The following is a 17230-nucleotide window of genomic DNA, read 5'->3' as shown; positions in this document are numbered from 1 at the left end:
GGGTTGCGCCAGCATGATGAAACATGTTGTTAACTTTCGGAGAGCAGAATGACCGCGCCACGCCCCCCTATTGCGCTGAGAGCCATTGATTCACACACCGGCGGTGAACCCACCCGCCTGATCGTTGACGGCTTCCCCGACCTCGGCGGCGGCAGCATGGCGCAGCGCCGCGACCGTTTCGCCCGTGACTTCGATCGCTGGCGTCAGGCGGTGATTCTCGAACCGCGCGGCAACGATGTGCTGGTCGGCGCGCTGCTGTGCCAGCCGGTCTCGGCGGCGGCCACCGCTGGCGTCATTTTCTTCAACAACGCCGGTTTTCTGAATATGTGCGGCCACGGCACCATCGGGCTTATCGCCTCGCTGGCGTGGCTTGGCCGTATCCAGCCAGGCGTACATCTGATTGAAACCCCGGTCGGCGACGTAAGCGCAACGTTGCACGACGATGGCAGCGTATCGGTGCAAAACGTCCCGGCCCGCCGCTGGAAAAAGCAGGTCCGCGTGGAGACCGCGCTCGGCCCCGTCGTCGGCGATATTGCCTGGGGCGGCAACTGGTTTTTCCTGATCAACGATCACCCGTTCGCCATTACCCCGGAGCACATCCCACAGCTCACCGACTACGCCTGGGCGGTGCGTGAGGGGCTGGAAGCCGCGGGGATCCGCGGCGACGACGGCGGCGTTATCGATCATATCGAGCTGTTCGCCGATGACGATGCCGCCGACAGCCGCAGCTTCGTACTCTGTCCGGGAAAGGCCTGGGATCGTTCGCCGTGCGGCACCGGCACCAGCGCCAAGCTGGCCTGCCTGGCGCAGGATGGCAAACTGCAGCCGGGAGCGATCTGGCGCCAGGCCAGCATCATCGGCAGCCAGTTTACCGCCAGCTACCAGCGCGCCGCCGCGGGCATCATCCCCACGATCCGCGGCGAAGCCTGGGTGTGCGGCGATAATCAGTTGATCCTCAACCCGGACGATCCCTTTTGCTGGGGGATCGCCCCGTGAAGTCGTGCGATGTCATCGTGATCGGCGCCGGGATCATCGGCGCCGCCTGTGCGTGGCAGCTGGCGAAGCGGGGGCAGAGCGTGACGCTTATCGACGACGGTCAGCCCGGCGCGACAGCGGCCGGTATGGGCCATCTGGTGTGCATGGATGACGACCCCGCCGAACTGGCGCTGTCGGCGTGGTCGCTGGCGCGCTGGCGCGCCATCACGCCGCGGATGCCCGACGCTTGCGCCTGGCGCGGCTGCGGCACGCTGTGGCTGGCGGAAAGCGAAGAAGAGATGGCCGTCGCGGGCGAAAAACAGCGGCGGCTGGCAGGCTATCAGGTCCACAGCGAACTGCAGACCCCACAGCAGATCGCCGGGCGCGAGCCGCTGCTGCGCAGCGGGCTGGCCGGCGGGCTATGGGTGCCCGGCGATGGTATCGTCTACGCGCCGAACGTCGCCCGCTGGCTGGTGGCCGATGCCGGAGACCATCTCACCTGCCTGCACGACAGCGCGCAGGCGATTAGCGAACCACAGGTACAGCTCGCCAGCGGCAAACGGCTACAGGCGCGGGCCATCGTGGTGGCCTGCGGCCTTGAAGCCAACGCGCTGTTAGCGGAAAACTGGCTGCGACCGAAAAAAGGCCAACTGGCGATTACCGATCGCTACGGGCCGCGGGTGCATCACCAGCTGGTTGAGCTGGGTTACGGCGCCAGCGCCCACGGCGGCGGCACCTCGGTGGCCTTTAACCTGCAGCCGCGGCCCACCGGCCAGCTGCTGATTGGCTCGTCGCGCCAGTTTGATAACCGCGAGCGCCAGCTGGATCTCCCCTTGCTGGGGCTGATGCTCGATCGCGCCCGCCATTTTGTGCCGGCGCTGGCGACGCTGAATATCATCCGCTGCTGGAGCGGCCTGCGCGCCGCCTCACAGGATGGCAATCCGCTGATTGGCCCGCATCCCACGCGCCGCGGTGTATGGCTGGCGCTGGGCCATGAAGGGCTGGGCGTCACCACCGCCCCGGCGACGGCTGAGCTGCTGGCGGCGCAGATCCTCGGCGAACGCTGCCCGCTGGCGCCTGAGGCCTGGCTCCCGACCCGTCTGTATCATCAGGAGGCGATCGCATGAATAACACGCTCAATATCACCGTCGATGGCGAAGCGCTGACGGTGCCGGAAGGGATCAGCGTGGCGGCGGCGCTGGCGTTGACCGGCGATCCCACCACCCGCCAGGCGGTTAACGGCGACCCCCGCGCGCCGTTTTGCGGCATGGGGATCTGCCAGGAGTGCCGGATCACCGTCGACGGCCGGCGGGTGCTGGCCTGCCAGACCCTGTGCCGGGCCGGCATGCAAATAGAAAGGAGCCGCTATGCACACGCTGCGCTGTGACATTTTAATCCTCGGCGCCGGCCCCGCCGGCATGGCGGCCGCGCTCTCTGCCGCCGCCTGCAATAAGCAGGTCATTATTCTCGACGATAACCCCGCACCCGGCGGGCAAATCTGGCGGGCCGGCCCGCAGACGACGCTGCCCGCCTTGGCCCGGCGCTACCGCGACGCCATCGCCGCGTCTGCCGCCATCCGGATGGTGAACGGCGCGCGGCTGATTGCCCGCCCCTCCGCGCGCAGCGTGCTGTTTGAAACCGCCGACGGCGGGGGCGTGGTTGACTGGCAGAAACTGATCCTCTGCTGCGGTGCGCGCGAGCTGTCGCTGCCCTTTCCCGGCTGGACCTTACCCGGCGTGACCGGCGCGGGCGGCCTGCAGGCGCAGATCAAACAGGGCCTGTCGCTGAAAGGAGAAAAGGTGGTGATTGCCGGCAGCGGCCCGCTGCTGCTGGCGGTGGCGGATACGGTGAATAAGGCCGGAGGCCAGGTAACGAATATTATTGAGCAAGCGGCGCTCCCGGCGCTGCTGCGCTTCGCCAGCGGGCTGTGGCGCTGGCCGCAGAAGCTGCGCCAGTTAGCGACGCTGGCCCCGAAAGGCTATCTTAGCGGCGCCCAGGCGATCCGCGCCCACGGCACAACGCGGCTGGAGGCCGTGACATTGCGCCAGCGCGGCGTCGAGCGGACTATCGCCTGCGATCGGCTGGCCATCGGCTACGGGCTGGTGCCCAATATCGAGACGGGGCTGCTGTTCGGTTGCGCCACGGCGCAGGAGGCGATCCAGGTTAACCGCTGGCAGGAGACCAGCATCGCGGATGTCTACGCCGCCGGGGAGTGCACCGGTTTCGGCGGGAGCGAGCTGGCGCTGGTGGAGGGCGAAATCGCCGGGTATGCCGCCGCCGGTGCCAGCCAGCAGGCCCAGGCGCGATTTGCCCGTCGCGCCCGCTGGCAGCGCTTCGCCGCGGCTATCAACCGCACCTTCCAGCTGGCAGAGTCGTTGAAAAACGCGGCGACGCCGGAGAGCCTGCTGTGCCGTTGCGAAGATGTGCGCTGCGGCGACGTGGCTGCCGCCGACGACTGGCTGCAGGCCAAACTGACCCAGCGCTGCGGAATGGGCGCCTGTCAAGGGCGCACCTGCGCCGCCAGCGCCCGCTGGCTGTATGGCTGGCCGCTGCCGCAGCCGAGAGAGCCGCTGTCCCCCGCCCGCGCGGAAACGCTTATTGCCCTCGCCAGGTTGAGCGCCGAGCCGTAACCGCTACTCTTCTTCATCACCGCGCCCGGCAGGGACGCCAAGCGCAATAAACTCCTCCAGCAGCGTGGTCAACTGACGCATCTTCTCCGCCGTAAACTGCGCTTCTATCTGCCGGTAGGCCTCTTCCACCTGCGCCTGGGCGCTCTCATACAGCGCCAGCCCGGCGGGCGTCAGCGACAGGTAGAGCTTGCGCTGATCGTTGACCGGTTTTAAACGCAACACTAAACCGTCGCGCTCCATGCGCGTCAGAATCCCGGTCAGGCTGGGGCGCAAAATGCAGGCGCGCCAGGCCAGGTCGTGGAAATCCATCGATGGGTTTTCCGCAAGGATACGCACAATACGCCACTGCTGTTCGGTCAGGTTGTGGCGTTTGACGATCGGCCGGAAATGGGCCATCGCCGCTTCCCGCGCCTGCAGCAGCGCAATGGTTAATGAATCATGCATGGTATCCCCTCAACAACGCTCACCAAAACTTATTAACAATTTAATAATTAGCCCTAATCCTGCCATGTACAACCGGTTTCTGCACCTGAAAAGTACAAGCCGTCATTAAAAATAAATGTATCTATATGATAAATAATAAATAAATAAAAAATATGTAAATATTGTGTTAATCCGATCACAAAACATTCACTTCTATTTGCCAAACCGGCGCGCAAAGAATAAAAGATGATCATTAACATATTAATGAAATTCCTTCGAATCGATAATCAGTACCAGAGGAGTGGTGAATGAAAGGTACCATCTTCGCCGTTGCGCTCAATCATCGCAGCCAGCTCGACGCCTGGCGCGAGGCGTTTCAACAGGCCCCCTACAAGACGCCGCCGAAGACCGCGGTCTGGTTTATCAAGCCGCGCAATACCGTGATTGGCGATGGCGAGGCGATCCCCTATCCGCCGGGTGAAACCGTGCAAAGCGGCGCCACCGTGGCGCTGATTGTCGGCAAAACCGCGCGCAAGGTGGCGGAAGAAGAGGCGGCGAACTATATCTCCGGCTACGCGCTGGCTAACGACGTCAGCCTGCCGGAAGAGAGTTTTTATCGCCCGGCGATCAAGGCCAAGTGCCGCGATGGCTTCTGCCCCCTCGGCGCGCTGTCGCCGGTGCGCAACGTCGATAACCTGACCATCATCACCGAAATCAACGGCCGCGAAGCGGACAGCTGGCATACCGGCGATCTGCAGCGTAACGCCGCGCAGCTGCTGAGCGCCTTGAGCGAGTTCGCCACCCTCAATCCCGGCGACGCGATCCTCATCGGTACGCCCCACTCCCGCGTCACGCTGCGCCCCGGCGACCGGGTACGTATCCTCGCCGACGGTTTCCCGACGCTGGAAAACCCGGTTGTCGCAGAAGGAGAGCTGGCATGAAACAGGCACGCATTGAATGGCAGGGACAGGTACGCGACGTGCTGGTCGATGAACGCAACCAGGTGCGCCTGGACGATGGCACGGTATTAAAAGGAGGTGAATTCCGTTGGCTGCCGCCCGCCGACGGCACGCTGTTCGCGCTGGGGCTGAATTACGCCGACCACGCCAGCGAGCTGGAGTTTAAGCCGCCAACCGAGCCGTTGGTGTTCATCAAAGCGCCAAACACCTTTACTGGCCACCAGCAGCAGTCGGTACGCCCGGATAACGTCGAATACATGCACTACGAAGCCGAACTGGTGGTGGTGATCGGTAAAACCGCCCGCCGCGTCAGCGAAGCCGAGGCCATGGACTATGTCGCCGGCTATACCGTGTGCAACGACTACGCGATCCGCGACTATCTGGAAAACTACTATCGGCCGAACCTGCGGGTGAAAAGCCGCGACACCCTGACGCCGATCGGCCCGTGGATCGTCGGCAAAGAGGCGATCCCGGATCCGCATAATCTGGCGCTGCGCACCTGGGTCAACGGCGAGCTGCGCCAGCAGGGCACCACCGCCGATCTGATCTTCAGCATCCCGTTTCTCATCGCTTACTTAAGCGAATTTATGACCCTGCAACCGGGCGACATGATCGCCACCGGCACGCCGAAGGGGCTGTCCGATGTGGTGCCGGGCGACGAGGTGATCGTTGAAGTCGAGGGCGTGGGCCGCCTGGTCAACCATATCATCAGCCAGCAAGCGTATGAGGAGACACTGTCATGAAAAAAATTAACCATTGGATCAACGGTAAAAACGTTGCCGGCGCAGACTATTTTCATACCACCAACCCGGCCACCGGCGAAGTGCTGGCGGAAGTCGCCGCCGGCGGTGAAAGTGAAGTCCATCAGGCGGTAGCGGCGGCGAAAGCGGCCTTCCCGAAGTGGGCTAACCTGCCGATGAAAGAGCGCGCCCGCCTGATGCGCCGCCTGGGGGATCTGATCGATCAGAACGTCCCGGAGATCGCGGCGATGGAAACTGCCGATACCGGCCTGCCGATCCACCAGACCAAAAACGTGCTGATCCCGCGCGCCTCACATAACTTCGAATTTTTCGCCGAAGTGTGCCAGCAGATGAACGGCAAAACCTACCCCGTCGACGACAAGATGCTGAACTACACCCTCGTGCAGCCGGTGGGCGTCTGCGCGCTGGTGTCGCCGTGGAACGTGCCGTTTATGACCGCCACCTGGAAGGTGGCGCCGTGCCTGGCCTTAGGCAATACCGCAGTGCTGAAAATGTCCGAGCTGTCTCCGCTGACCGCCGATCGTCTGGGCGAGCTGGCGCTGGAGGCCGGGATCCCGGCCGGCGTGCTGAACGTGGTGCAGGGCTACGGCGCCACCGCCGGCGACGCGCTGGTGCGCCATCATGATGTGCGCGCCGTCTCCTTCACCGGCGGCACCGCCACCGGGCGCAACATCATGAAAAACGCCGGGCTGAAAAAGTACTCCATGGAGCTGGGCGGCAAATCGCCGGTGCTGATTTTTGAAGATGCCGATATCGAGCGCGCGCTCGACGCCGCGCTGTTCACCATCTTCTCGATCAACGGCGAACGCTGCACCGCCGGCTCGCGCATCTTTATTCAGCAGAGTATTTATCCGGAGTTCGTCAAGCGCTTCGCCGAGCGCGCCAACCGCCTGCGCGTGGGCGATCCGACCGATCCGAATACCCAGGTCGGCGCGCTGATTAGCCAACAGCACTGGGAGAAAGTGTCCGGTTACATTCGCCTCGGCATCGAAGAGGGGGCCACCCTGCTGGCCGGCGGCGCGGATAAGCCGTCCGACCTTCCGGCGCATCTGAAAGCCGGCAACTTCCTGCGCCCGACGGTGCTGGCGGATGTCGACAACCGCATGCGCGTCGCGCAGGAAGAGATTTTTGGCCCGGTCGCCTGCCTGCTGCCGTTCAAAGACGAAGCGGAAGGGCTGCGCCTGGCGAACGATGTGGAATACGGCCTGGCGTCGTATATCTGGACCCAGGACGTCAGCAAAGTGCTGCGTCTGGCGCGCGGTATTGAAGCCGGGATGGTGTTCGTCAACACCCAGAACGTGCGCGACCTGCGTCAGCCGTTCGGCGGCGTGAAGGCCTCCGGCACCGGCCGCGAAGGCGGCGAGTACAGCTTTGAAGTGTTCGCCGAAATGAAAAACGTCTGCATCTCGATGGGCGACCATCCGATCCCGAAATGGGGAGTCTGATATGGGTAAGTTAGCGTTAGCAGCAAAAATCACTCACGTGCCGTCGATGTATCTGTCTGAGCTGCCCGGGAAAAACCACGGCTGCCGCCAGGGCGCGATCGACGGACATAAAGAAATTGGCAAGCGCTGCCGCGAAATGGGCGTCGATACCATCATCGTGTTCGACACCCACTGGCTGGTCAACAGCGCCTACCACATCAACTGCGCCGACCATTTCCAGGGCGTCTACACCAGTAACGAACTGCCGCATTTTATTCGCGACATGACCTACGACTACGACGGCAACCCGGAGCTGGGCCAACTCATCGCCGACGAGGCGGTGAAGCTCGGGGTACGCGCCAAAGCGCACAATATTCCGAGCCTGAAGCTGGAGTACGGCACCCTGGTGCCGATGCGCTACATGAACAGCGATAAGCACTTCAAGGTGGTGTCTATTTCCGCCTTCTGTACCGTTCACGACTTTGCCGACAGCCGCAGGCTGGGCGAAGCGATCCTCAAAGCCATTGAGAAATATGACGGCACCGTGGCGGTGCTGGCCAGCGGCTCGCTGTCGCACCGCTTTATCGACGATCAACGCGCCGAAGAGGGGATGAACAGCTACACCCGCGAGTTCGATCATCAGATGGATGAGCGGGTGGTGAAACTGTGGCGCGAGGGCAAATTTAAAGAGTTCTGCACCATGCTGCCGGAGTACGCCGACTACTGCTACGGCGAAGGCAACATGCACGACACGGTGATGCTGCTCGGCCTGCTGGGCTGGGATAAATATGACGGCAAGGTGGAGTTTATCACCGAGCTGTTCGCCAGCTCCGGTACCGGCCAGGTTAACGCCGTGTTCCCGCTGCCGGCGCAGGCGTAAGGGGGCCCTATGCCGCATTTTATCGCCGAATGTACCGACAACATCCGCGAGCAGGCCGATCTGCCCGGGCTGTTCGCCAAAGTCAACGAGGCGCTGGCCGCCACCGGCATCTTTCCGATCGGCGGGATCCGCAGCCGTGCCCACTGGCTCGATACCTGGCGGATGGCCGACGGCAAGCAGGATTACGCCTTTGTCCATATGACGCTGAAGATCGGCTCCGGGCGCAGCCTGGAGAGCCGTCAGGACGTGGGAGATATGCTGTTCGCGCTGATCAAATCCCACTTTGCCGCGCTGATGGAGAGTCGCTACCTGGCGCTGTCGTTCGCCATGGAAGAGCTCGACCCGACGCTGAACTACAAACAGAACAACGTGCACGCGTTATTTAAATAATGTGCAAATTGCCCGGTGGCGCTGCGCTTACCGGGCCTACAACGGCCATGAATTTGTAGGCCGGATAAGCGAAGCGCCATCCGGCAATACAATGCCACAGGAATCACTATGCTCGATAAACAGACCCGAACCCTGATTGCCCAGCGGCTGAATCAGGCCGAAAAACAGCGTGAACAGATCCGCGCGATCTCGCTGGATTATCCGTCGATCACCATTGAGGACGCTTACGCCGTCCAGCGCGAGTGGGTCGAGATGAAGATCGCCGAAGGCCGCGTACTCAAAGGCCACAAGATCGGTCTGACCTCAAAAGCCATGCAGGCCAGCTCGCAGATCAGCGAGCCGGACTACGGCGCGCTGCTTGACGATATGTTCTTCCACGACGGCAGCAATATCCCCACCGACCGCTTTATCGTTCCGCGTATCGAAGTCGAGCTGGCCTTCGTGCTGGCCAAACCGCTGCGCGGCCCGAACTGCACGCTGTTTGATGTCTACAACGCCACCGACTTCGTTATTCCGGCGCTGGAGCTTATTGACGCCCGCTGCCACAACATCGATCCGGAAACCCAGCGCCCGCGCAAAGTGTTCGACACCATTTCCGATAACGCCGCCAACGCCGGGGTGATCCTCGGCGGCCGCCCGATTAAACCCGACGAGCTGGATCTGCGCTGGATCTCCGCCCTGCTGTACCGCAACGGCGTGATTGAGGAGACCGGCGTCGCCGCCGGGGTGCTCAATCACCCGGCCAACGGCGTGGCCTGGCTGGCCAACAAGCTGGCGCCGTACGATGTTCAGCTCGAAGCCGGGCAGATTATTCTCGGCGGCTCCTTTACCCGTCCGGTACCGGCACGCAAGGGCGATACCTTCCATGTCGACTACGGCAATATGGGCGCCATCAGCTGCCGCTTTGTCTGAGGAGAGCAACATGAACAACGCTTTTAAAGCGGCGCTCAAGGCCGGGCGTCCGCAAATCGGCCTGTGGCTTGGGCTGTGCAGTAGCTACAGCGCCGAACTGCTGGCCGGCGCCGGCTTCGACTGGCTGCTGATCGACAGCGAACACGCGCCCAACAATGTACAAACGGTGCTAACCCAGCTTCAGGCCATCGCGCCCTACCCTAGCCAGCCGGTAGTCCGCCCATCGTGGAACGACCCGGTGCAGATCAAACAGCTATTGGATATCGGCGCGCAAACCCTGCTGGTGCCGATGGTGCAGAACGCCGACGAAGCGCGGCTGGCGGTCAGAGCCACTCGCTACCCGCCCGCCGGCATGCGCGGCGTCGGCAGCGCGCTGGCCCGCGCCTCACGCTGGAACCGCGTGCCGGATTATCTCCACCAGGCCAACGACGCCATGTGCGTCCTGGTACAGATTGAGACCCGCGAAGCGCTGAAAAATCTGCCGCAGATCCTCGATGTCGACGGGGTGGACGGGGTGTTTATCGGCCCGGCGGACCTCAGCGCCGATATGGGTCACGGCGGCAATCCGCAGCACCCGGAAGTACAGGCCGCCATTGAAGATGCCATCCAGCAAATCCGTCAGGCCGGCAAGGCGCCGGGGATCCTGATGGCCAATGAACAGCTGGCGAAGCGCTATCTCGAACTGGGCGCGCTGTTCGTCGCCGTCGGCGTCGATACCACCCTGCTGGCCCGCAGCGCAGAAGCGCTGGCGGCCCGGTTTACCCACACCGCAACGACCACAACCGATAACAATAAATCCGTCTATTGAACGGATAATGTGGAGCGCAACATGACTACCTCTACCCTGCAACACAATGATAATAAAGCCGTTGAAGTAGAAAACCGGGTGATCAAAAAGCTGTTCCGCCGCCTGATCACCTTCCTGTTCGTTCTCTTTGTTTTCTCATTTTTGGACCGCATTAATATCGGCTTCGCCGGCCTGACGATGGGCAAAGACCTCGGTCTGACCTCCACCATGTTCGGCCTGGCGGCGACGCTGTTCTACGTCACCTACGTACTGTGCGGGATCCCCAGCAATATCATGCTGGCGAAAGTTGGCGCGCGCCGTTGGATCGCCGGGATCATGGTGGTCTGGGGGATCGCCTCGACCTGTACCATGTTCGCCACCAGCCCGCATACGCTGTACATCCTGCGCATGCTGGTCGGCATCGCCGAGGCTGGTTTCCTACCAGGGATCCTCGTCTATCTGACCTGGTGGTTCCCGGCCTACCATCGCGCCCGCGCCAACGCCCTGTTTATGATCGCCATGCCGGTGACCATGATGCTCGGCTCGATACTTTCCGGCTATATTCTGGCGCTCGACGGCCTGTGGAACCTGAAGGGCTGGCAGTGGCTGTTTCTGCTGGAAGGCCTGCCATCGGTGGTGCTTGGCGTCGTCACCTGGTTCTTCCTCAACGACACGCCGGATAAAGCCAACTGGCTGGATAACGAAGAGAAACAGGCGCTGAAGGCGATGATCGATCGCGAACGGGAACATGCGGCGATCGTCCCGGCTTCGCCGCGTTCCACGCTGCGCGAAGTCCTGACGCCAGCGGTGCTGATGTATACCCTGGCCTACTTCTGCCTGACCAATACCCTCAGCGCCATTAATATCTGGACGCCGCAGATCCTGCAGAGCTTCAACACCGGCAGTAGCAACATCATGATTGGCCTGCTGGCGGCGATCCCGCAGTTCTGCACCATTTTCGGCATGATCTGGTGGAGTCGCCGCTCCGACCGGCGCAAAGAGCGCAAGATGCATACCATCCTGCCCTACCTGTTCGCCGCGGCGGGTTGGCTGCTGGCTTCGGCAACGCACCACAGCCTGATCCAGCTGATCGGCATTATTATGGCTTCGGTGGGATCCTTTACCGCGATGGCCATTTTCTGGACCACCCCGGATCGGGTGATCAGCCTGCAGTCGCGCGCGGTGGCGCTGGCGGTGATCAACGCCATCGGCAACGTCGGCTCTGCCGTCAGCCCGCTGTTGATCGGCATTTTGCGTGATACCACCGGCAGCTTTAGCTCCGGGCTGTGGTTTGTCGCCGGACTGCTGATCGTCGGCGCGCTGGTGCTCACCCGCATTCCAATGAGCCAGCGTGAGGACGCCGCCGCCGCGCCGGGCTTAGCGGCGCAAAAAGGCCACTAAGGAGCGGGTATGTGTCAGCATTCCATCGCCAACATCGACATCAATAAAGATTACGACGAGAGCCTGGGTACCGAAGAGGTGCACTATCAGTCGTTTGCCCGTATGGCGGCCTTTTTTGGCCGCGACATGCAGGCGCATCGCCACGACCGCTATTTTCAGATGCACTTTCTTGATACCGGGCAGATTGAGCTGCAGCTTGATGACCATCGCTACTCGGTGCAGGCGCCGCTGTTTGTGATAACGCCGCCTTCGGTGCCGCACGCCTTTATTACCGAGTCCGATAGCGATGGTCACGTGTTGACGGTGCACGAAGAACTCATCTGGCCGCTGCTGGAGGTGCTTTATCCCGGCACGCGGGAGACCTTCGGCCTGCCGGGGATCTGCCTGTCGCTGGCGGATAAACCCGACGAGCTGGCGGCGCTGGCGCACTACTGGCAGCTGATTCGCCGGGAATCTACCGCCCAGTTGCCGGGGCGCGAGCATACCCTGGCGCTGCTGGCGCAGGCGGTCTTTACCCTGCTATTGCGTAACGCAAAGCTCGACGATCACGCTGCCAGCGGCATGCGCGGCGAGCTGAAGCTATTCCAGCGCTTTAACCAGATGATCGACAGCCACTACCATCAGCACTGGACGGTACCGGATTACGCCAGGGAGCTGCACCTGACCGAATCGCGGCTGACCGATATCTGTCGCCGCTTTGCCAACCGTTCGCCGAAGCGGCTGATATTCGACCGCCAGCTACGCGAGGCGAAGCGGCTGCTGTTGTTTTCCGATAGCGCGGTTAATGAGATAGCCTGGCAGCTGGGGTTTAAAGATCCCGCTTATTTTGCGCGCTTTTTTAGCCGCCAGGTCGGCTGCTCGCCCAGCAGCTACCGGGCGCAAAAAGTACCGGTATCGTAAGTTCCCGCTGGCGCTGCGCCTGCCGGACGATGGCCCACAGGTCGGGTCAGCGCCGCGCCAGCCGGCAAAAGCTGCAGAGATCACAAAATTCACTCCCGCCTGAAAAGTACCCGTCGTTGTCGCAAACGTCCCTTCACGACAAGCGCAATAACCGCTTCAATTAAACAACAAAAACAAAACATATATTTAACATTATTTTCCGATAAATACTCAAGAGGCCCCTATGAAACCTGAAGATTTCCGCGCCGACGCGAAACGCCCGTTAACTGGCGAAGAATATTTAAAAAGCCTGCAGGATGGCCGCGAAATTTATATCTACGGCGAGCGCGTGAAGGATGTCACCACCCACCCGGCCTTCCGTAACGCCGCGGCTTCTGTCGCCCAACTGTACGATGCGCTGCACAAACCGGAGATGCAGGATTCCCTGTGCTGGGGCACCGATACCGGCAGCGGCGGCTACACCCATAAATTCTTCCGCGTGGCGAAAAGCGCCGACGATCTGCGCCAGCAGCGCGACGCCATCGCCGAATGGTCGCGCTTAAGCTACGGCTGGATGGGCCGCACCCCGGACTATAAAGCCGCCTTCGGCTGCGCGCTGGGCGCCAACCCGGCGTTTTACGGCCAGTTCGAGCAGAACGCCCGCAACTGGTACACCCGCATTCAGGAAACCGGCCTGTACTTTAACCATGCGATCGTCAATCCACCGATTGACCGCCACAAGCCGGCTGATGAAGTGAAGGATGTTTACATCAAGCTGGAAAAAGAGACCGATGCCGGGATCATCGTCAGCGGCGCGAAAGTAGTCGCCACCAACTCGGCGCTGACCCACTACAACATGATCGGCTTCGGCTCCGCACAGGTGATGGGCGAGAACCCGGACTTCGCCCTGATGTTCGTCGCGCCGATGGATGCCGAAGGGGTGAAGCTTATCTCCCGCGCCTCCTATGAGATGGTCGCCGGCGCGACCGGGTCCCCGTACGACTATCCGCTCTCCAGCCGTTTCGACGAGAACGACGCGATTTTGGTCATGGATAAAGTGCTGATCCCCTGGGAGAACGTGCTGATTTACCGCGACTTTGACCGCTGCCGTCGCTGGACCATGGAGGGCGGTTTCGCCCGCATGTATCCGCTGCAGGCCTGCGTGCGCCTGGCGGTGAAACTGGACTTTATCACCGCCCTGCTGAAGCGTTCTCTGGAATGTACCGGTACCCTCGAATTCCGCGGTGTGCAGGCCGACCTTGGCGAAGTTGTGGCGTGGCGCAACATGTTCTGGGCGTTAAGCGATTCCATGTGCTCGGAAGCGACGCCGTGGGTCAACGGCGCATGGCTGCCGGATCACGCCGCGCTGCAGACCTATCGCGTGATGGCCCCGATGGCCTACGCCAAGATCAAAAACATCATCGAGCGCAACGTCACCAGCGGCCTGATTTATCTGCCGTCCAGCGCCCGCGATCTGAACAACCCGCAGATCGACCAGTATCTGGCGAAGTACGTGCGCGGCTCCAACGGTATGGATCACGTTGAACGCATCAAGATCCTCAAACTGATGTGGGACGCCATCGGCAGCGAATTCGGCGGCCGCCACGAGCTGTATGAAATCAACTACTCCGGTAGCCAGGATGAGATTCGCCTGCAGTGTCTGCGCCAGGCGCAGAGCTCCGGCAATATGGACAAGATGATGGCGATGGTCGACCGCTGCCTTTCCGAGTACGACCAGAACGGCTGGACGGTGCCGCATCTGCACAATAACGCTGATATCAACATGTTGGATAAGCTGCTGAAGTAATTCGCAGCGGGAGGTCATAATGCAATTAGATGAACAACGCCTGCGTTTTCGCGATGCCATGGCCAGCCTGTCGGCGGCGGTGAATGTGGTCACTACCGCAGGCGAAGCCGGCCGCTGCGGGATTACCGCCACGGCGGTGTGCTCGGTGACGGATACGCCGCCATCGGTGATGGTGTGTATCAACGCAAACAGCGCGATGAACCCGGTGTTTCAGGGCAACGGCAAGTTGTGCATCAACGTGCTGAACCACGAACAGGAAATCATGGCCCGTCATTTCGCCGGGATGACCGGGGTGACGATGGAAGAGCGGTTTGCCCTCAGCGGCTGGCAGCACGGCGCGCTCGGGCAGCCGGTGCTGAAGGGCTCGCTGGCCAGTCTCGAAGGCGAGATTAGCCAGGTGCAAACCATCGGTACCCACCTGGTATATCTGGTGGAGATCCGCAATATTACCCTGAGCCCGCAAGGCCATGGCCTGATTTACTTTAAACGCCGTTTCCACCCGGTGATGATGGACATGGAAGTCGCGGTGTAATGGCCTCGCCTGCTCCTCCCCGGTTGGGGAGGAGCGTTAACCAACAGAGTCGCAGGCCACAATCTCCTGTGATCACAATCACATAATCCAGCCCTGTTCACTTCGTAGCCAACCGCTTACCCCCTCCAGTAACCGCTTAACCCCCTATACAACCACTCACCGATTTACCCAACTTTACGCGCGCGTAGTTCTGGCAAGATCGAAGCCAGCCTAGCTAATCAATACCTCCATTAACCCTTACTTAAAACCAGACGGCTTCGGCCAATTATTCATCTAATTAACGCCAGGTTTTACTATGGATACCAAAAAACTACTCAAGCACATACCCTGGGTGATTCTCGGAATCATCGGGGCATTTTGCCTCTCAGTCGTCGCCCTGCGCCGCGGTGAGCACGTCAGTGCCCTGTGGATCGTCGTGGCGTCGGTTTCCGTGTACCTCGTCGCCTACCGGTATTACAGCCTGTATATCGCGCAGAAGGTGATGAAGCTTGACCCGACGCGCTCGACGCCGGCGGTCATTAATAACGATGGCCTGAACTATGTGCCGACCAACCGCTACGTGCTGTTTGGCCACCACTTCGCCGCCATTGCCGGCGCCGGCCCGCTGGTGGGCCCGGTGCTTGCCGCGCAGATGGGCTATCTGCCTGGCACCCTCTGGCTGCTGGCCGGCGTGGTGCTGGCGGGGGCAGTACAGGACTTTATGGTGCTGTTTATCTCCTCGCGGCGTAACGGCGCCTCGCTGGGCGAGATGATCAAGCAGGAGATGGGGCCGGTTCCGGGCTCTATCGCCCTGTTTGGCTGCTTTCTGATTATGATCATCATCCTCGCGGTACTGGCGCTGATCGTAGTGAAAGCGCTGGCGGAGAGCCCGTGGGGCGTCTTTACCGTCTGCTCGACGGTGCCTATCGCCCTGTTCATGGGTATCTACATGCGCTTCCTGCGCCCGGGCCGCGTGGGTGAAGTGTCGGTTATCGGTATCGTGCTGCTGGTGGCCTCCATCTGGTTCGGCGGCATTATTGCTCACGACCCCTACTGGGGCCCGGCGCTGACCTTTAAAGACACCACCATCACCTTTACCCTGATTGGCTACGCGTTTATCTCCGCCCTGCTGCCGGTATGGCTGATTCTGGCGCCGCGTGACTATCTGGCTACTTTCCTGAAAATCGGCGTTATCGTCGGCCTGGCGCTGGGGATCGTTATCCTCAACCCGGACCTGAAAATGCCGGCAGTGACCCAGTACATTGATGGCACCGGCCCGCTGTGGAAAGGCGCCCTGTTCCCGTTCCTGTTTATCACTATCGCCTGCGGCGCGGTCTCCGGCTTCCACGCGCTGATCGCCTCCGGCACCACGCCGAAGCTGCTGGCCAACGAAACCGATGCCCGCTTTATCGGCTATGGCGCGATGCTAATGGAATCTTTCGTGGCCATCATGGCGCTGGTCGCGGCCTCGATTATCGAACCGGGTCTCTACTTCGCGATGAACACCCCGCCGGCGGGCCTGGGCATCGTCATGCCGAACCTGCACGAAATGGGCGGTGAAAACGCGGCGATGATCGCCGCGCAGCTGAAAGAAGTGACCGTCCACGCGGCGGCGACCGTCAGCTCCTGGGGCTTCGTGATTTCACCTGAGCAGATCCTGCAGACGGCGAAAGATATCGGCGAACCTTCGGTACTGAACCGCGCCGGCGGCGCGCCGACGCTGGCCGTCGGTATCGCCCACGTGTTCCATAAAATCATCCCGATGGCGGATATGGGCTTCTGGTACCACTTTGGTATCCTGTTTGAAGCGCTGTTTATCCTCACCGCGCTGGATGCCGGTACCCGCGCAGGCCGCTTTATGCTGCAGGATCTGCTGGGTAACTTCGTGCCGTTCCTGAAAAAAACCGACTCGCTGGTCGCCGGGATTATCGGTACCGCCGGCTGCGTCGGGCTGTGGGGCTACCTGCTGTATCAGGGCGTGGTCGACCCGCTGGGCGGCGTGAAGAGCTTGTGGCCGCTGTTCGGTATCTCTAACCAGATGCTGGCCGCCGTGGCGCTGGTGCTTGGCACCGTGGTGCTGGTCAAAATGCAGCGCACCAAATATATTTGGGTCACCGTGATCCCGGCTGCGTGGCTGCTGCTGTGCACCACCTGGGCGCTGGGCCTGAAGCTGTTCAGCACCAACCCGCAGATGGAAGGCTTCTTCTTTATGGCTCAGCAGTATAAAGAGAAGATCGCCGCCGGCGGCGAGCTGACCGCGCAGCAGATTGCCAACATGAATCATATCGTGGTCAACAACTACACCAACGCCGGGCTGAGTATTCTGTTCCTGGTGGTGGTGTACAGCATCATCTTCTACGGCATCAAAACCTGGCTCAACGTGCGCAACAATAAGGTGCGCACCGACAAAGAGACCCCGTACGTGCCGGTACCGGAAGGCGGTGTGAAGACCTCGTCACATCATTAACCCTGATGCCGGATAGCGCTACGT

At 61.4% G+C, this 17230-nt stretch carries 17 protein-coding genes; 16 read left to right on the top strand and 1 reads right to left on the bottom strand.

Features of this window, described 5'->3' with window-relative positions:
- Nucleotides 1-48 precede the first annotated feature (48 nt).
- The 4 genes from ACQUTP_RS17160 to ACQUTP_RS17145 are packed head-to-tail and all read left to right on the top strand — an operon-like array spanning nucleotide 49 to nucleotide 3605.
- Nucleotides 49-996: a 4-hydroxyproline epimerase gene (locus ACQUTP_RS17160; protein WP_004204193.1), complete on the top strand. Its 948-nt coding sequence runs from the start codon at nucleotides 49-51 to the stop codon at nucleotides 994-996.
- Entirely contained in the window at nucleotides 993-2102 is a 1110-nt protein-coding gene (locus ACQUTP_RS17155; protein WP_285755778.1) for an NAD(P)/FAD-dependent oxidoreductase, read from the top strand. Before ACQUTP_RS17160 ends, ACQUTP_RS17155 begins: the two co-directional genes overlap by 4 nt.
- On the top strand, nucleotides 2099-2362 hold the full coding sequence (locus ACQUTP_RS17150) for a (2Fe-2S)-binding protein (protein ID WP_004204189.1): 264 nt from the start codon (nucleotides 2099-2101) through the stop codon (nucleotides 2360-2362). The genes ACQUTP_RS17155 and ACQUTP_RS17150 overlap by 4 nt, the downstream gene beginning before the upstream one ends.
- Nucleotides 2343-3605 (top strand): FAD-dependent oxidoreductase, encoded by a 1263-nt coding sequence (locus tag ACQUTP_RS17145; RefSeq protein WP_074440935.1) that lies wholly within the window; start codon nucleotides 2343-2345, stop codon nucleotides 3603-3605. Before ACQUTP_RS17150 ends, ACQUTP_RS17145 begins: the two co-directional genes overlap by 20 nt.
- Before the next feature lie 3 nt (nucleotides 3606-3608).
- On the opposite strand, the gene hpaR is transcribed toward ACQUTP_RS17145, so the two are convergent.
- Nucleotides 3609-4049 (bottom strand): homoprotocatechuate degradation operon regulator HpaR, encoded by a 441-nt coding sequence (hpaR, locus tag ACQUTP_RS17140; RefSeq protein ID WP_015704296.1) that lies wholly within the window; start codon nucleotides 4047-4049, stop codon nucleotides 3609-3611.
- A gap of 287 nt (nucleotides 4050-4336) precedes the next feature.
- Here hpaR and ACQUTP_RS17135 point away from each other — a divergent pair, with 287 nt between their 5' ends.
- The 12 genes from ACQUTP_RS17135 (at nucleotide 4337) to ACQUTP_RS17080 (ending at nucleotide 17206) form a co-directional block, all read left to right on the top strand.
- Nucleotides 4337-4969: a fumarylacetoacetate hydrolase family protein gene (locus ACQUTP_RS17135; protein ID WP_235140552.1), complete on the top strand. Its 633-nt coding sequence runs from the start codon at nucleotides 4337-4339 to the stop codon at nucleotides 4967-4969.
- The gene (locus ACQUTP_RS17130; RefSeq protein ID WP_235140553.1) at nucleotides 4966-5730 is read left to right on the top strand and encodes a fumarylacetoacetate hydrolase family protein; all 765 of its coding nucleotides are present in this window, start codon (nucleotides 4966-4968) and stop codon (nucleotides 5728-5730) included. The genes ACQUTP_RS17135 and ACQUTP_RS17130 overlap by 4 nt, the downstream gene beginning before the upstream one ends.
- Nucleotides 5727-7193: a 5-carboxymethyl-2-hydroxymuconate semialdehyde dehydrogenase gene (gene hpaE / locus ACQUTP_RS17125; RefSeq protein WP_064178547.1), complete on the top strand. Its 1467-nt coding sequence runs from the start codon at nucleotides 5727-5729 to the stop codon at nucleotides 7191-7193. The genes ACQUTP_RS17130 and hpaE overlap by 4 nt, the downstream gene beginning before the upstream one ends.
- 1 nt (nucleotide 7194) lies before the next feature.
- Nucleotides 7195-8052, top strand: a complete 858-nt coding sequence (hpaD, locus tag ACQUTP_RS17120; protein ID WP_002887492.1) for a 3,4-dihydroxyphenylacetate 2,3-dioxygenase — start codon at nucleotides 7195-7197, stop codon at nucleotides 8050-8052.
- Nucleotides 8053-8061: 9 nt separating this feature from the next.
- Nucleotides 8062-8442: a 5-carboxymethyl-2-hydroxymuconate Delta-isomerase gene (locus tag ACQUTP_RS17115; protein WP_064178548.1), complete on the top strand. Its 381-nt coding sequence runs from the start codon at nucleotides 8062-8064 to the stop codon at nucleotides 8440-8442.
- A 108-nt stretch (nucleotides 8443-8550) separates the two neighbouring features.
- Nucleotides 8551-9354: a 2-oxo-hept-4-ene-1,7-dioate hydratase gene (gene hpaH, locus ACQUTP_RS17110; RefSeq protein WP_285755785.1), complete on the top strand. Its 804-nt coding sequence runs from the start codon at nucleotides 8551-8553 to the stop codon at nucleotides 9352-9354.
- A 10-nt stretch (nucleotides 9355-9364) separates the two neighbouring features.
- Nucleotides 9365-10162, top strand: a complete 798-nt coding sequence (gene hpaI / locus ACQUTP_RS17105; protein WP_243813490.1) for a 4-hydroxy-2-oxoheptanedioate aldolase — start codon at nucleotides 9365-9367, stop codon at nucleotides 10160-10162.
- A gap of 21 nt (nucleotides 10163-10183) precedes the next feature.
- The gene (gene hpaX, locus ACQUTP_RS17100) at nucleotides 10184-11542 is read left to right on the top strand and encodes a 4-hydroxyphenylacetate permease (protein WP_002887477.1); all 1359 of its coding nucleotides are present in this window, start codon (nucleotides 10184-10186) and stop codon (nucleotides 11540-11542) included.
- Between the two features lie 9 nt (nucleotides 11543-11551).
- Complete coding sequence (gene hpaA / locus ACQUTP_RS17095) at nucleotides 11552-12442, top strand: 4-hydroxyphenylacetate catabolism regulatory protein HpaA (RefSeq protein WP_004204176.1); 891 nt, start codon at nucleotides 11552-11554, stop codon at nucleotides 12440-12442.
- Nucleotides 12443-12665: 223 nt separating this feature from the next.
- Complete coding sequence (gene hpaB / locus ACQUTP_RS17090; RefSeq protein ID WP_002887473.1) at nucleotides 12666-14228, top strand: 4-hydroxyphenylacetate 3-monooxygenase, oxygenase component; 1563 nt, start codon at nucleotides 12666-12668, stop codon at nucleotides 14226-14228.
- Between the two features lie 19 nt (nucleotides 14229-14247).
- Nucleotides 14248-14760: a 4-hydroxyphenylacetate 3-monooxygenase reductase subunit gene (locus tag ACQUTP_RS17085; protein ID WP_017899127.1), complete on the top strand. Its 513-nt coding sequence runs from the start codon at nucleotides 14248-14250 to the stop codon at nucleotides 14758-14760.
- Between the two features lie 295 nt (nucleotides 14761-15055).
- The gene (locus tag ACQUTP_RS17080; protein WP_004204173.1) at nucleotides 15056-17206 is read left to right on the top strand and encodes a carbon starvation CstA family protein; all 2151 of its coding nucleotides are present in this window, start codon (nucleotides 15056-15058) and stop codon (nucleotides 17204-17206) included.
- Nucleotides 17207-17230 lie beyond the last annotated feature (24 nt).

Source organism: Klebsiella sp. 2-CIP_Kleb., assembly GCF_050378715.1.
Lineage (GTDB): Bacteria > Pseudomonadota > Gammaproteobacteria > Enterobacterales > Enterobacteriaceae > Klebsiella > Klebsiella quasipneumoniae.
This window is presented reverse-complemented; position numbering and strand designations above follow the sequence as displayed.

Excerpts from the sequence above, each read along its gene's own strand:
- hpaA (WP_004204176.1), top strand. The coding sequence starts at position 11,552 with ATGTGTCAGCATTCCATCGCCAACATCGACATCAATAAAGATTACGAC.
- ACQUTP_RS17080 (WP_004204173.1), top strand. The coding sequence starts at position 15,056 with ATGGATACCAAAAAACTACTCAAGCACATACCCTGGGTGATTCTCGGA.
- ACQUTP_RS17115 (WP_064178548.1), top strand. The coding sequence starts at position 8,062 with ATGCCGCATTTTATCGCCGAATGTACCGACAACATCCGCGAGCAGGCC.
- ACQUTP_RS17135 (WP_235140552.1), top strand. The coding sequence starts at position 4,337 with ATGAAAGGTACCATCTTCGCCGTTGCGCTCAATCATCGCAGCCAGCTC.
- hpaR (WP_015704296.1), bottom strand. The coding sequence starts at position 4,049 with ATGCATGATTCATTAACCATTGCGCTGCTGCAGGCGCGGGAAGCGGCG.
- hpaX (WP_002887477.1), top strand. The coding sequence starts at position 10,184 with ATGACTACCTCTACCCTGCAACACAATGATAATAAAGCCGTTGAAGTA.
- hpaE (WP_064178547.1), top strand. The coding sequence starts at position 5,727 with ATGAAAAAAATTAACCATTGGATCAACGGTAAAAACGTTGCCGGCGCA.
- ACQUTP_RS17130 (WP_235140553.1), top strand. The coding sequence starts at position 4,966 with ATGAAACAGGCACGCATTGAATGGCAGGGACAGGTACGCGACGTGCTG.
- hpaD (WP_002887492.1), top strand. The coding sequence starts at position 7,195 with ATGGGTAAGTTAGCGTTAGCAGCAAAAATCACTCACGTGCCGTCGATG.
- ACQUTP_RS17150 (WP_004204189.1), top strand. The coding sequence starts at position 2,099 with ATGAATAACACGCTCAATATCACCGTCGATGGCGAAGCGCTGACGGTG.
- hpaI (WP_243813490.1), top strand. The coding sequence starts at position 9,365 with ATGAACAACGCTTTTAAAGCGGCGCTCAAGGCCGGGCGTCCGCAAATC.
- ACQUTP_RS17145 (WP_074440935.1), top strand. The coding sequence starts at position 2,343 with ATGCACACGCTGCGCTGTGACATTTTAATCCTCGGCGCCGGCCCCGCC.
- ACQUTP_RS17085 (WP_017899127.1), top strand. The coding sequence starts at position 14,248 with ATGCAATTAGATGAACAACGCCTGCGTTTTCGCGATGCCATGGCCAGC.
- hpaH (WP_285755785.1), top strand. The coding sequence starts at position 8,551 with ATGCTCGATAAACAGACCCGAACCCTGATTGCCCAGCGGCTGAATCAG.
- hpaB (WP_002887473.1), top strand. The coding sequence starts at position 12,666 with ATGAAACCTGAAGATTTCCGCGCCGACGCGAAACGCCCGTTAACTGGC.
- ACQUTP_RS17160 (WP_004204193.1), top strand. The coding sequence starts at position 49 with ATGACCGCGCCACGCCCCCCTATTGCGCTGAGAGCCATTGATTCACAC.